9 protein-coding genes are annotated in these 14597 nt (G+C 56.3%); 8 read left to right on the plus strand and 1 reads right to left on the minus strand.

Annotated features, from left to right (window positions below; genetic code table 11):
* Positions 1 to 21: 21 nt before the first annotated feature.
* From NXS98_RS04940 to NXS98_RS04975, 8 genes are all read left to right on the plus strand, one after another.
* Positions 22 to 486, plus strand: a complete 465-nt coding sequence (locus tag NXS98_RS04940) for a hypothetical protein (protein WP_283847366.1) — start codon at positions 22 to 24, stop codon at positions 484 to 486.
* Positions 479 to 913, plus strand: a complete 435-nt coding sequence (locus NXS98_RS04945) for a type II toxin-antitoxin system VapC family toxin (protein ID WP_283847367.1) — start codon at positions 479 to 481, stop codon at positions 911 to 913. Before NXS98_RS04940 ends, NXS98_RS04945 begins: the two co-directional genes overlap by 8 nt.
* An 82-nt stretch (positions 914 to 995) precedes the next feature.
* Positions 996 to 3668: a valine--tRNA ligase gene (locus NXS98_RS04950; RefSeq protein ID WP_283847368.1), complete on the plus strand. Its 2673-nt coding sequence runs from the start codon at positions 996 to 998 to the stop codon at positions 3666 to 3668.
* 289 nt (positions 3669 to 3957) lie between these two features.
* Entirely contained in the window at positions 3958 to 4974 is a 1017-nt protein-coding gene (locus NXS98_RS04955; RefSeq protein ID WP_283847369.1) for an AAA family ATPase, read from the plus strand.
* A gap of 18 nt (positions 4975 to 4992) precedes the next feature.
* Positions 4993 to 5880 (plus strand): DUF58 domain-containing protein, encoded by an 888-nt coding sequence (locus NXS98_RS04960; protein WP_283847370.1) that lies wholly within the window; start codon positions 4993 to 4995, stop codon positions 5878 to 5880.
* Positions 5881 to 5889: 9 nt separating this feature from the next.
* Positions 5890 to 7992: a vWA domain-containing protein gene (locus tag NXS98_RS04965; protein ID WP_283847371.1), complete on the plus strand. Its 2103-nt coding sequence runs from the start codon at positions 5890 to 5892 to the stop codon at positions 7990 to 7992.
* A complete protein-coding gene (locus NXS98_RS04970; protein ID WP_283847372.1) occupies positions 7989 to 11672 on the plus strand; it encodes a DUF4175 family protein in 3684 nt (1227 codons plus the stop codon). Before NXS98_RS04965 ends, NXS98_RS04970 begins: the two co-directional genes overlap by 4 nt.
* 3 nt (positions 11673 to 11675) lie before the next feature.
* On the plus strand, positions 11676 to 14021 hold the full coding sequence (locus tag NXS98_RS04975; protein WP_283847373.1) for a glutamine amidotransferase: 2346 nt from the start codon (positions 11676 to 11678) through the stop codon (positions 14019 to 14021).
* A gap of 7 nt (positions 14022 to 14028) precedes the next feature.
* On the opposite strand, the gene NXS98_RS04980 is transcribed toward NXS98_RS04975, so the two are convergent.
* Positions 14029 to 14412: a hypothetical protein gene (locus tag NXS98_RS04980; protein ID WP_283847374.1), complete on the minus strand. Its 384-nt coding sequence runs from the start codon at positions 14410 to 14412 to the stop codon at positions 14029 to 14031.
* Between the last annotated feature and the right edge of the window lie 185 nt (positions 14413 to 14597).

Here is a 14597-nt window from a genome sequence, read left to right on the forward strand (position 1 = left end):
ATTACGCTGTATATTAGGCGCATGAAAACAAAACGACAACGCAAGGCCGATCGGAGCATGGAGGAAGCAATCTCCATGAGAGATGCCGCCAGTACATCCGATGTGTGGAAAGCCGAAAAGTCCACAAGTGCCATGATCCGCACTCAGATTTATTTGAGCACGCATGAACATCGGTTTTTACAGGCAGAGGCCGCGAGACGGGGTGTGCCCATGGCTGCAGTCATTCGCTCGTTCATTGATGAAAAAATGAGCCTGCCGGAAGCAGTGTGGGAACAAAATCCGCTGTTGGCGCCTCCTGCTGATCCTGCCTTTGAAGGGCCGGAAGATGGCGTCCTCAATCACGATCACTACATATACGGGACTCCCAAGCGCCATATTAAGAAGGGGGGGAAATGGGTGCCAGCGCCCCCTTTGCCAGAAGATTATTATTCCAATGAGGAGAGCCGCAAAGCGTACGACCAACTCACAGGAGTAAAGGATGAATAACTGGGTTTTTTTGGATGCCTCCTTCTGGATTGCCTTAAGGGATAAGCGCGAGCCAACTCATAGCCAGGCGGTAACCTTAACACGCCAACTCCTGAGCATGAGGCATGGTTTTATTTACACCAGTTACATCCTGGCCGAAACTTATGCCTATTTCTCCCGGTCCCTCAAAATGCGTCTGCAAATATTGGATGATGCGGAAAAAAATCCGGTGATGCGTTGGGAACCGGTGCTAACTGAAGACGAACAAGAGGCCCGCCGTTTATTGCGCAGATACGCTGATAAAAGCTTCAGCTATTGCGATGCCATTGCCTTTGTGGTCATGCGTCGGCTGGGAGTGGAGCGAGCGGCCACCTTTGATGTTCATTTTCGCCAGATTGGTGGGTTTGGCATTATTGGTCCTTCAGAAACTTACCTGGATAGAGGCTGATTATCAAACTCACAGCCTGTGGCAAACGCCATGGTGCTCACTGCCTTCAAGGGTAAAACCATTCCGAGCAAACCATACATCTATGTCCGAGATTCCCAAAGCTTATGAACCACAGGCCGTGGAGGCCAAGTGGTACCAATACTGGACATCCCAGGATTGCTTCAAAGCAAACCCAAATTCTCGCAAACCAGCCTATTCCATCGTCATACCGCCTCCCAACGTAACCGGCGTGCTCCACATGGGGCATGTCCTCAATAACACCATACAAGATATTTTAAGCCGCCGCGCCCGCATGCAGGGAAAGGAGGTTCTCTGGCTGCCGGGCACAGACCATGCAGGGATCGCCACCCAGGCCGTCGTCGAAAAAAACCTGCGCAAGCAGGGGATAATGAAACACCGGGATGAGCTTGGCCGCGAAAAATTCCTCGAATACGTGTGGGCCTGGAAGGAAAAGCATGGCGGCATCATTATCGAACAACTCAAAAAGCTGGGCTGCTCATGTGACTGGAGCCGCGAGCGTTTTACTATGGACCCACATTATTCCCAATGCGTCCAGAAAGTTTTTGTGGAACTGTATCGCAAGGGGTTGATTTACCGCGGTAAACGCATGGTCAACTGGGACCCGGCGGCTCGCACTGCATTGTCCGACGAAGAGGTGGAATGGATCGAAGAAAAGGGACATTTGTGGCATATCAAGTACCCCATCCTAGATGAGGCTGGAAAAACCAAAAATGGCGAGCATGTGGTGGTGGCGACCACCCGTCCCGAGACCATGCTGGGTGACGAAGCGGTGGCTGTCCACCCTCAAGATGAGCGCTACCGCCATTTAATTGGAAAAAAATTGCTTCTACCGTTGCAAAACAAACCCATCCCCGTGATAGCCGATGAACTGGTGGACCCCAAATTTGGCACTGGTTGTGTCAAAGTCACACCGGCCCACGATCCGGCCGATTACGAAATGGCCGTGCGACATCACCTGCCATTCACAGTGGTCATCGGCCCAGATGGGGTGATGACCAATGCAGCGGGTGAGGACTTTGCAGGCATGGACCGTATGGAAGCCCGTCAGGCGGTGATTGAGGAGCTGACCGAATTGGGCCTGCTGGCCAAGACCGAGGACTATGTGCACAATGTGGGCTACAGCCAGCGCAGTCATGTGCCGATCGAACCTTACCTCAGCGAGCAGTGGTTCTTGAAATATCCCAGCGTGGAGCCATCCCTGAAAGTGGTCGAGGAAGGCCGTTTGAAATTCCATCCCGAGCGTTGGATAAAAACTTACACCCATTGGATGCGTAATCTTAAAGACTGGTGCATCAGCCGCCAGTTGTGGTGGGGACACCGCATCCCCGTTTGGTATCACAAGTCCAAGCCGGAAATTTTCTGTGATGTCCAGCCACCGCCGGACCCGGAAAATTGGAATCAGGACCCCGATGTTCTGGACACCTGGTTCAGTTCCTGGCTGTGGCCATTTGCCACCATGGGCTGGCCGGAAAAAACCGAAACCTTGAACAAATTTTATCCCACCACCGACCTTGTCACCGGCCCTGACATTATTTTCTTCTGGGTGGCCCGCATGATTATGGCCGGTTATGAGTTCATGGGCGAAATGCCCTTCCGTAACGTGTATTTCACCGGCATCATCCGCGACAAGCTCGGACGCAAAATGAGCAAGAGCCTGGGCAACTCACCGGAGCCTTTGGAGTTGATTGCCAAATACGGTGCCGACGCGCTTCGCTTTGGCACCATGCGTGGCGCGCCGCTGGGCCAGGACGTGCTGTTTGATGAAAAAGACGTGGAATTGGGACGCAATTTCTGCAACAAGCTCTGGAATGCCTGCCGTTTCCGTCAAATGCAAGGCGGCGAATCCGAGGCCGAAATCAGCCCTGCCCTTCTCTCCACGGACGACGTCTGGATTCTGCTGCGCCTGGACATCGCCATTCGCGAGGTCAGCGCCGCTCTCGATGAGTACCACTTCAATGAAGCCGCCAACGTTCTGTACCGCTTTTTTTGGAACGAGTATTGCGACTGGTACATTGAAGCCAGCAAAGCGGTCCTGCAAGGCGCAGACGCAGCGCGCAAGGCCAACACTCTGGCTGTAATTGATTTTGTGCTCTCGCACACCCTGCGCCTCTTTCACCCCTTTCTTCCTTTTATCACCGAGGAATTATGGCATGGCATGGGCTTTCACACCGATTTGCCAGAGGGGCAGGGCGGCAAGACCATCATGTTCGCTCCCTGGCCCAAACCGTTGGATGACGCCTTCAAAGAGCATTACTGTCTGCTGCCCGAAAAAGCGGCGTTTGCCGAAAATAAATACGAATTGGTGCGCCAGGGACGCAATCTTAAGCGCGAAGCCAATCTTGCGCCCACGAAAAAAGTCGAATTCGTTTTGAAACCTGAGCATGAAATCCCGGCGGACGAAGTAGCCGTTATCAAACTTCTGCTGAACGCTCAGGATTTCACCGTTCAGTCTGATTATCTTGCCCCCAAAGGCACCCCCTCGGCGCGCACGCCCCTCGGGGATCTTTACCTCCCCCTCAAAGGCGCTGTGGACGTTGAAGCAGAAAAGACCCGGCTCCACAAGGAGTTGGATAAAATCCAGCGTGAAATTGATAAAATTCAAGAAAAACTCAACAATCCGCAATTCACGCAAAAAGTGCCGCCCCATATTCTGGCCGAGCAGCAACGTCGTCTTGCCGAATGGGAGTCCAAAAAGCTGAAGGCGGCCGAAGCCCTGCAAGCACTAAACGCTTAGCCTACCTGCTCCAAGGCAAACCAAGGCCAGACCAACCTTATGTCTGGAGGGGGGGCGGCGTGCCCTGCCCTGCGCTCATGTTTTGAGAGTTCAGCACCCTGCGGGACCTCCCGCGGAGCCACCCTCCACTATCTGGCCATACTGCCATCAAATACTGGCCGCCGACATCTTGGTAAATTACTTTAATTGAATAGCCGCGCAGTATGGCGTGTCTATTGCTTTAGGCAGCCTACGATCTCCCGCGATGGTGCGGGTGTTGTCTGCAAGGCGCTCTTGTTTGAAAAATGCCATGCATACCATTCTTGAAGCCGACACTGACCAACGGGTGACCGTTGAAGCCATTGAACGTTTAACGGCACAGCGCAAAGCCCTCGTGAACGAGTTGGGCAAGGTCATCGTTGGCCAGCGAGAGGTCATTGACAATGTGTTGCTCACCATTTTCTGCGGCGGCCATTCGCTGGTGATGGGGGTGCCCGGCCTGGCCAAAACTCTGCTCGTGCGCTCTCTGGGACGAGTGCTGGATATGACCTTCAGTCGCATTCAGTTCACCCCTGACCTCATGCCCGCCGATATTACCGGCACCGATATCATTCAGGACGATCCCGAAACAGGCCGGCGCAAAGTCGAATTTCTGAAAGGCCCCATTTTTGCCAATCTGATCCTCGCTGACGAAATTAATCGCACGCCTCCCAAAACTCAGGCCGCCATGCTTCAGGTAATGCAGGAGCGCGAAGTCACCGTGGGCAACACCACCTATCCCCTGCCCCAGCCGTTTCATGTATTTGCCACCCAAAATCCGATTGAAATGGAAGGCACTTATGTGCTGCCAGAAGCGCAGGCGGATCGTTTCATGTTCAACATCATCACTCGCTACCCCTCCCAGGAAGAAGAAGAGCAGGTGGTGATGAATACCACTGGTACTGCCATGCCCGAGCTCAAGCCCGTGCTCAGCGCCGCTGAAGTGGTTGAGATCCAGAAACTGGTCCGCGCCGTCCCGGTATCCACAGAGGTGGTGCGCTATGCCGTGCGATTGGTCTCACGCACGCGGCCAGACGATCCCGCTGCTCCCCGATACATCAAGGAATTTGTGCGCTGGGGGGCCAGCCCGCGCGCCTCGCAATATCTTATTCTGGGCGCCAAGGCTCGCGCCGCCGTTTCCGGTAAACTATGCGCGGACTATGAAGGTGTCCGCTCCGTGGCCCGCCAGGTGCTCAGCCACCGCATATTGACCAACTTCAATGCCCGCGCCCAAAAAGTCACCGTGCCGGAATTGATCGAAAAATTGTTGGGGGATGTAAAACCTTGATTACGACTGTTGCCCGCCATGCCCTCCACCTTTGCCTTGAATGCCAACGCGCTCGCTGCCATTGACGATTTGTCACTGTTGGCGCGCACCGTGGTGGAAGGTTTTCTGGAAGGCCTGCATCGCAGCCCCTTTCTGGGCTACAGCACCGAATTTTCGGCGTACCGGCCTTATACCACCGGGGATGACCCCGGTTACATTGACTGGAAGCTCTGGGGGCGTTGCGACAAATATTACGTCAAACAATTCGAGGATGACACCAACCTGACCTGTCAGATATTTCTCGATATCAGTGCCTCCATGGATTTTGGCGCGGGCGACACCAACAAGTTCCTCTACGGCCGCATCCTCGCCGCCGTATTGGCATTCCTGATGACTCACCAACACGATGCCCCCGGTCTGGCATTGTTTTCCGCTCAGGCCAGCCAGGCCGTACCCCCCAAGGCTGCCCGGTATCATGCCGAGGAAATCTTCCACGCGCTGGCTCGTTTGCAGGCAGGCGGACCGACAATCATTGGGACAGACCTTTTGGGGCTGGTTCAGAGTCTCCGCCGCCGCGGTGTGGCGGTGGTCATATCAGATTTCTTTGCTGCCGGACAGACCGCCTTCGAGTTGCTGCGGCAGCTCCATGCCCAGCAACAAGAAACCATTGTGATGCACCTGCTCTGCCCGGAAGAGCTTGATTTTCCCTATCGCGGCGCCCTGTTACTGCAAGACAGCGAAACCGCCGAGGAAAAACCGGTTCATGCCGAAGCGTTTCGCCAAAAGTATCTTGAACGCCTGCAACGCTATTGTGACGACCTCCGCTCCGAGTGTGTGAAATTGGAAGCCGATTACCATCTTTTCCGCACCGACCAGCCACTGGACTTTGCCCTGCTGGCATACTTGGAAAAACGCAATTCCCTATAAACTTTGCCTATGTTCTGGCCCGCTTTCCTCAATGCAGCCCTGCTGGGGGGCCTGGTGGCGGTGGGCATCCCCATTCTGATCCATTTAATGCTTAAAACCCGCCAGCGGCGGATGAAATTTAGCACCCTGCGTTTTTTTGATTTTTTGGATGAAGAGGCGGTGCGCAGCCGCAAACTGCGCCACTGGCTGCTGCTCCTGCTGCGGCTGCTGGTGATCATCCTGCTCGTGCTTGCTTTTGCGCGACCGTATCTTGGCAACCACATCGCCACCCCTGGAAACCAGCGGCCGCAACTGGCCATTTTCCTGCTCGACCGCTCTTTGAGTCTCGCCGCGCGCGAACCCGAGGGCGTGCGGTGGGAGCGTGCTCGCACTGCCGCCCGCCAGGTTCTCTACCGGCTTCCTCGGGAAGCCCGCGTGGGCATCGTAGCCTGTGGCGGTCAAGCCGAGTGGCTAATCCAGCCCGGCCCCGCCACTGAAGCCCTCAAAGCCCTTGATGCCGCGCAGCCGTTAATGACTGGCGGGGATTTGGGTGATGGCCTGCAACTCGCTGCCCGCTTCTTTGCCCAGGAAGGCACGGGTTTCAGCAACACCCTGTACATTGTAAGCGATTTTCAACGCGCCTCCGCCCGCCGCCTCCCTGATGTACCCCTACCTACCCATGTGCATGTTGAGTGGATCGCCGTGGGTGATGCCCAAACTCCCAACCTCGCCATTACCGAACTTAATCTTGCCACGGTGAGCGGGCACACCTCGACTGTGATGGTTGCCAACTTGGATGCGGAAGACTCTGGCCCGTTGACCACCAAGCTAACGGTGGATGGAAAGATGGTGGCCGCGCGCATCTTCACCTTGCCAGCGCTGTCCAGCAGCAATCTAGACCTGGCCCTGCCACGCCTGCCTCCCGGCTGGCATAATGTGACCGTGCGACTGGAAACAGAGGATGCTCTGCCTGTGGATAACACGCGTTACCAGGCCGTTTATGTGCCGCCGCCCCTGCCGGTGTTGCTTGTCGAAACGCGTTCGGGTGTAAAAATCTATCAGGAAGAGACCTTCTTCCTTCGCACGGCCTTGGACCCCAATTTTGGTCAAACCAACCGTGGCCTGACCGGATTTGAGGTGGAAACCACCCCGCCAGAAGAGCTTAATCGCCGCCTTACCACAGGCAGCCGCGAAGGCCCTTATGCGCTTGTGGTGGTTCCCGCGCTCAAACGCTGGCCGCCTGGGACAGCCCCAGCCCTGACAGGATTCGTTGAAAAAGGAGGGGGGCTGCTGCTCTTCGCCGGAGAAGGCCTCAGCGTGAATCATTACACCACAGAATTGGGGCCATTACTTCCCGGGCGCTGGGGGATTGCTGAAACCGCCACAGATTTGGATTGGCGGATTTGGGAATGGGACAAACACTCGCCTCTGTTTGCGCCGTTCCGTCAACCCAACAGCGGCAGTCCCTCGGTGGCCCGATTTCACAAACGCCTGGCGTTACAAACGCGAGAAGGCGATCAAGTGCTGGCGCGTTTTCAAGACGGTCACCCCGCCATGCTTTTACGCACTGCTGGCCAAGGGCGGGTGCTCTTCGTCAACGCCACTGCCGACACACAATGGCATGACTGGCCGCGGCACAAAACCTTCGTTCCCTGGCTGCACAGCACCGCCCGTTTTCTGGCCGGCCGCAACGTGGAACTCGAAGGCACCCGCTTTCCCAGCCATCACACAGGCACAGAGATAGATTGGACTTTAGATAAGACTTGGCAGGACAAGTCCTTGAAGTGGCTGCTGCCCGATGGAAGCGCCTTAAACGTCAAGGTGGACAGCCAGGGCACGGCGCACGCATTGCAAATGCCCCTGCCTGGCATTTACACGCTTTCTGACGAGCAAGGGCGCGAAATACGCCGGTTTGCAGCCAATGTTCCCGCTGAAGAGTCCGATTTAAGCGCCTATACCCCTCAAGAGATGCAAACCCGGCTGACGCGTGCGGAAACTTCGGCGACAGTCTCTGGCGCCGCCATGATTCTCGGCGGCAATACCGGCCAGCGGGAGTTATGGCGAATGCTTTTGCTCGCCGGGTTGCTTTTGATGCTGGTCGAAACGATAATGGGTAATCGCACCGTACCATGAATCCAGTCGAACAAATCACCGCCGAACGTCTTGCGGCTGCAGCCCGGCAGAAAGACCGCCACCGGCGCCTTGCCTGGTTGTCCTTGCAAATGGCGTTACTGCTTTTGTTGTTAATCGCCTCAGCAATCGCCGACTATCACCTGGCTTTGCCACCGGGCGTGCGACTGTTGGCGTTAGTAGGTTTGGGAGCCTTGACGGCGACAGGTTTGATTCGCGCATTACGGTTGTTTCAACATCCAGCCTCATATAAAGAAGCCGCGCTGGATGCCGAAGCACAATTCCCCGCTCTGGGCTGCACTGTTTCCACAGCCGCCGAGTACGTTTCCGGCCAGCGCCGCCCTACGCAGGCGTACGAACCCGAATTGGTGGCTGCGCTGGAGGCCGAAGCAGCCCGTACGCTGCGACGAGTGCGCGTCCCCTACCAGCGACAGTTACACTGGCCGCTGGCGCTGCTGGCGCTGGCCCTGGTGGCCCTGGGCGGCTTCTTCCTGCTTTCCACCCGGCCTGATACCGCCCTCAAACGGTTAACCACTCCGTGGACTCCCTTGACCTATACCCACATCAGCGTGCAACCCGGTGATATGGAATTACCTCTGGGACGCGACCTTGAAATCCTTTGTGAATTTACCGGGCGTCAGCCCAATCGCGCTTTAATTTTCTGGCGTGAATTGGGCAAAGAAAGCTGGACACAAAAAAACCTGACGACGAATGAAGCCGGTCGCCTTTCCTATACCATCCGCAATGTGCGTACCCCATTTCTATATCACATAAGGGCGGGCGATGCGCGTTCCCCCGATTATCATGTATTGCCTTACATTCCTCCCGAAGTACAGGACCTGCAAATCAACGTGGCCCTGCCGTCTTATACCGGGGTGCGTCCCTTCCAACAAACCAATGCTCACCTCCGTGTGCTCCGGGCTGCAACGGCCAACTTCCGTATCAAACCCAATGTGCCACTTCAGGCGGCACGATTGGTTTTTGACCGTCAACCACCTGTGCCGCTGACACCCGACGGAGAAGAATGGTGGGCGACAGTCATTACGATTACCACCAATGCCAGCTATTGGATTGAATTGACAGACCGGCGCCAACATCTTGGCTCCAACAGCGTCCCGCATCACATTCAGGCCCTGCCTGATGAACCGCCGTTGGTTGAAATCACTGCACCAGGCAAAGACCTCAGCCTGGCCGCCGACGCTACTCTGCCCATCTCCATTTCCGCCACCGATGATTATGGGGTGCGGGAAATCCGTCTCAAGTACCACAAGCTTGGCCAGCCAGAACGTACGCAGGTGCTCCAGGCAAAGCCCACAAGCAAGGGCGAAATCCGTGCCAATACCTCGCTCTCACTGGCTGAATTGGAACTGCGCGAATATGAAGTGGCCGCTTATTATGCCGAGGCCGAAGATAATAACACGTTGGACGGACCGGGTATCGGTAAATCCAAGGTTTTTTTCATAGAGGTCACACGTCCTTCCCAGCAGTCAGCTCCCAATCCAAGCAATCCTGCGTTGGCAGGACAACCACAGCCCCAACCTCCCAAACTGAATCTATTAACCGTACAAAAACAGGTCATCGCGGATACTCGTGCCCTGCCTTCACCATCACGTCCTGAAGCCACCCAGGAGCTGGCCCAACGCCAACAGGCCGCAGCCGACTTCGCAGAAGCTTACCGCGACGCCTTGCAGGCAGTGGGTGCCCCCGCTGATACCCAAAAACAAATGGAAGCCGCGGTGAGTGAAATGCGGCAGGCTGCCGAAGCTTTAGGCAAACAGCAACCCGAGCAGGCTTTGCCTCATGAGGAACGCGCCTTGGCCCATATGTACCAAGCCTTGAAACACATGCCCGAACTTCAAGATTTGCCCCTGCAACCCCAGCAGGCGAGTGGCCAGCAGAGTCAAACGGTGCGTCTGGCGTTGGAAGCCATTCGCCAACGTCAGGAACAGCAAGCACAAGCTGCCGGACAAGAACTTGCCCAGCTAGCACAGGCAGTAAATCAATTAAGCCAGGCTCAGGCTGCTTTGACGGATGCCATGCAAAACCTGCTGGAAAATCAAGCCACACAAAATCGGTCGGCCGAAAATGCAAGTAATCAAACTGGGCAACAAGGGCAACAAGGGCAACAAGGGCAACAAGGGCAACAAGGGCAACAAGGGCAACAAGGGCAACAAGGGCAACAAGGGCAACAAGGGCAACAAGGGCAACAAGGGCAACAAGGGCAACAAGGGCAACAAGGGCAACAAGGGCAACAAGGGCAACAAGGGCAACAAGGGCAACAAGGGCAACAAGGGCAACAAGGGCAACAAGGGCAACAAGGGCAACAAGGGCAACAAGGGCAACAAGGGCAACAAGGGCAACAAGGGCAACAAGGGCAACAAGGGCAACAAGGTCAGCAAGGGCAACAAGGGCAACAAGGTCAACAAGGGCAACAAGGGCAGCAAGGGCAACAAGGTCAGCAAGGGCAACAAGGTCAGCAAGGGCAACAAGGTCAGCAAGGGCAACAAGGTCAGCAAGGGCAACAAGGGCAGCAAGGGCAACAAGGTCAGCAAGGGCAACAAGGTCAGCAAGGGCAACAAGGGCAACAAGGGCAACAAGGGCAACAAGGGCAACAAGGGCAACAAGGGCAACAAGGGCAACAAGGGCAACAAGGGCAACAAGGTCAGCAAGGGCAACAAGGTCAGCAAGGGCAACAAGGGCAACAAGGGCAACAAGGGCAGCAAGGGCAACAAGGGCAGCAAGGGCAACAAGGTCAGCAAGGGCAACAAGGTCAGCAAGGGCAACAAGGTCAGCAAGGGCAACAAGGTCAGCAAGGGCAACAAGGTCAGCAAGGGCAACAAGGTCAGCAAGGGCAACAAGGTCAGCAAGGGCAACAAGGTCAGCAAGGGCAACAAGGTCAGCAAGGGCAACAAGGTCAGCAAGGGCAACAAGGTCAGCAAGGGCAACAAGGTCAGCAAGGGCAACAAGGTCAGCAAGGGCAACAAGGTCAGCAAGGGCAACAAGGTCAGCAAGGGCAACAAGGTCAGCAAGGGCAACAAGGTCAGCAAGGGCAACAAGGTCAGCAAGGGCAACAAGGTCAGCAAGGGCAACAAGGTCAGCAAGGGCAACAAGGTCAGCAAGGGCAACAAGGTCAGCAAGGGCAACAAGGTCAGCAAGGGCAACAAGGTCAGCAAGGGCAACAAGGTCAGCAAGGGCAACAAGGTCAGCAAGGGCAACAAGGGCAACAAGGGCAGCAAGCAGGCAGCGGTGGACAAGGCGGGCAACCCGGCCAGCAAGGAACAACAGCCCAAGCTGGCCGTCAAGGTCAGGTCTCCAACAACCCTCCGAGACTTGAGGAATTGGCGCAGCAGCAGGCGCAACTTGGCCAGCAGGGCGATGCCTTGGCGCAAAAACTGGCGCAACTGGCCGGGAAAGATGGACGTCTAGGCCATAATATCGCCACGCTGATGAACCAGGCGGTTAACCAAATGAAAAATGCCGCGCAAAGCCTGAAAGGCGGCCAGCCGGGACAGGGATTCACGCAAGCACGCGAAGGTGGGTATGGTTTGAATACGGTGGCTTCCAAGTTGGAAAAACTCGCTGGTGGTGAGGTTCAGCTTACCGATACCGCAGCCGAGGAATATCCCCGCGAATATGAGAGCGTCATTAAAGAGTACCTCAAACGGTTGTCGCATCAGGAGTAAACGGTGATCGAGCTGGGTTATACGCCCCCTCTGTGGGCGCTGTTGATTGGCGGTGGGCTGCTGTTGCTGCTTTTGTGGTGGAGCTATGCAACCTCGGTGGGACGTCCGCAAGGCTGGACAAGGTTAACTCTGGTCCTGTTGCGTTTGACCGCTCTCGGTTTGGCTTTTCTTTGCTGGTTAAATCCCCAGTGGGTGGAACGCGTGGAGCACCAACCACCCGCACGCATCGCCGTCCTATTAGACACCTCCCGCAGCATGTCCTTGCAGGATGTGAATGCCAATGGCCGGCTGGCAGAAGCCCAAGAGTGGCTGGGGCAGCATCTTCTCCCCACAGCGCCTCACCATGTGCAAATCCAGCCCTTTGCGTTTGACGATGCGTTGCGCCCCCTGACCAATGCTAACGTTGTGCCAGCTCAGATTTTTGCCCACCTTAGCCCCACGGGCGCCGCCACGGCCATTGCCAGAACTTTGGAAACACTTTGGACGGCCGCCGCCGCTGAACCTCCCACGGCCATTATTCTTTGTACCGATGGCGTGGAAACCGAGTCGGGCGACGCGCTGCCCCTGGCCCGCTGGTACCGGCGCAAAGGCATCCCGATTCATACTGTTTGCGTGGGTACCACCAACGAAATGCGTGATATTATCGTGGAAAATGTGCAGGTGCGGCGTCCGGTGGCTTCCAATGCACCTGCCCGCATCGTTGCGACCATCGCTTCGCCCGGTTTTGGGGGATTCCTCCGCAAGGTGCAAATCCGTTACCTCCAACGCGTGCTGACAGAGCAAATGGTGCTTTTGAGCGGCGGCCGCCAACATGTCGAATTTGAATTTCGCCCGCCCACCCGGCAATACGAGGTTTATAATGTTTACGTGCCGCCAGAGTCTGGCGAGTGGCTGCCCAACAATAATCGGCGGGCATTTGGGTTGGAGGCTCCGGATACCATCCTGCGCGTGCTGTACATGGAAGGCACGCCCATGCAGGATAACGCCCCCCAACCCGAATGGCGCTACCTCAAGACGGCCTTGGAAAGCGATCCTCAAATCAAAGTTAAAGTCCTGTATCGCACACGATTCCGCGGTTTTCAGGGTGGTTTTATTCCCGAGGCCGACATTCAACCTGGTGAGGAAGTGTATCCAGTGGAGCACCTCACCAAAGGCTATCCGCACACCTTGGACGAACTACAGAAATATGATGTGATTATTCACAGTGACATCCCCAAAGAGATGTTCACTACGGAACAGCTCGCCCAAACCGCGCAGTGGGTGGAAGAGCACGGCGGCGGCTTTGTGATGATTGGCGGTAAATCCGCGTTTGGCACGGGCGGCTACCATCGCACGCCATTGGACCGGCTAATCCCCGTGGCCATGGAATCCAGCAATGACACCTTGAATCAGCCCTTTCGCATGGTCATTGTGCCAAATGCATGGAATCACCCCCTCATCGCCATCGGCGTCAATCGCGAGGAGACTACGACAATCTGGACAACCCGCCTCCCCTTGCTTTACGGTTTGAACCGGGTGAATCGCGCCAAACCCGGTGCCACCATTCTTGCCGTTCACCCTTCAGAACGCAATGCTGACGGCCCCCTCGTCGTGCTGGCGGTGCAAGAAATCGGCAAAGGCCGCACCATGGCCTTCACCTCTGATATTACCCGCTCATGGGGCAAAGATTTTGAAACCCTTTGGGGGGAGTTGATTCAGCCCCAAGGTATGTGGACTGAATATAACTGCGACCAGCGTTACTACGGACGATTCTGGATCAATGCCGTCCGCTGGCTGGCGGCCAACCGCCTGGGACGCACCAACAGCCCCGTGGTCATTGAATTGCCCCAGACAGTTTTGCGGCCTGGTGAAAACCTCGAATCCGTCATTCATGTGCGCGACGCCGCCGGGCGCCCTGCCGCCTCGGCCGAGGTCCGGCTCATTCTTTCTGCTCCCGGAACAGTGGAACGTGTGGAGCGGGCCACTTACGATGCGTCCCTGCAGGCTTTTCGTGGCCGCCTGCCCATGCCAGTAGCAGGCGACTTTACCCTGCGCGCCGAGGCCATCTTGCGTGGCATAAAACTTGGCGAAGACAAACAATTGGTGGTTTGCGAAGTACAAGACCGGGAAATGATCGAGGCACGGGCTCGTCCTGACACCTTGGCGGCGCTCGCCCGGCTTTCAGGCGGAAGGGCTTTGGATACCCGCGCCACTGAGTTTGCCCAGCTTCGGCCGCTGTTTGGTGCCGCCCCACCACCAACGGTGGAAATACGGCGTAATTCCATGTGGGACCAGGCATGGGTGATGGCGGCCATTATTGGACTGCTGACCATGGAATGGGTGTTACGCCGACTGCGTGGTCTGGCCTGAGTTCACCTCACGGGGAAGTCCGGGACTGCCGCCATTTTTGCCAGCGCCAGAACCACATGCCAAAAAATAACGCGCCACAAAGATTGACCCCCAACGTATAACCCAAATCATAGCTTCGGCCTTCGTTTTTCACGGCATAAATCACCACCTCCTTGCCCAGCGCCAGAGCCGGCCAGGTGGCAGGCATGCAGGCCCCATGCAACAAGCCCATGCTAAAACCCGCGGGTGCCTCATGGGCTGAAGCGGTGCGCGCTGAATAATCCAGCAAACTGGCAATCAACCAACTTCCTGCAATCAGGAAAAGCAAGGGCCGTACCCGGCGCCAACCTCGCGCCAGCGCGCCCCGGCGCGCAACCATCTCGCCGCTCCACTCAGCAGGTGACGCATTCATGCCGCTGTTGTAACCGGCCTCGTTTCCCCCTGCGACAACAATTCTTCCCCATGGCACACGGAGACCTGTTCTTTTCCACAATCCGCGCGTAAAACTCCTTGCCTGCCTTGTGTTTTCGTGATTTTCTGAATGTCCGAGCATCACGCAACGTCCTTTGGGCAGAAAGGCGGACGTCACGCCCCGAT

The organism is Fontisphaera persica (assembly GCF_024832785.1).
Taxonomy (GTDB): Bacteria; Verrucomicrobiota; Verrucomicrobiia; order Limisphaerales; family Fontisphaeraceae; genus Fontisphaera; species Fontisphaera persica.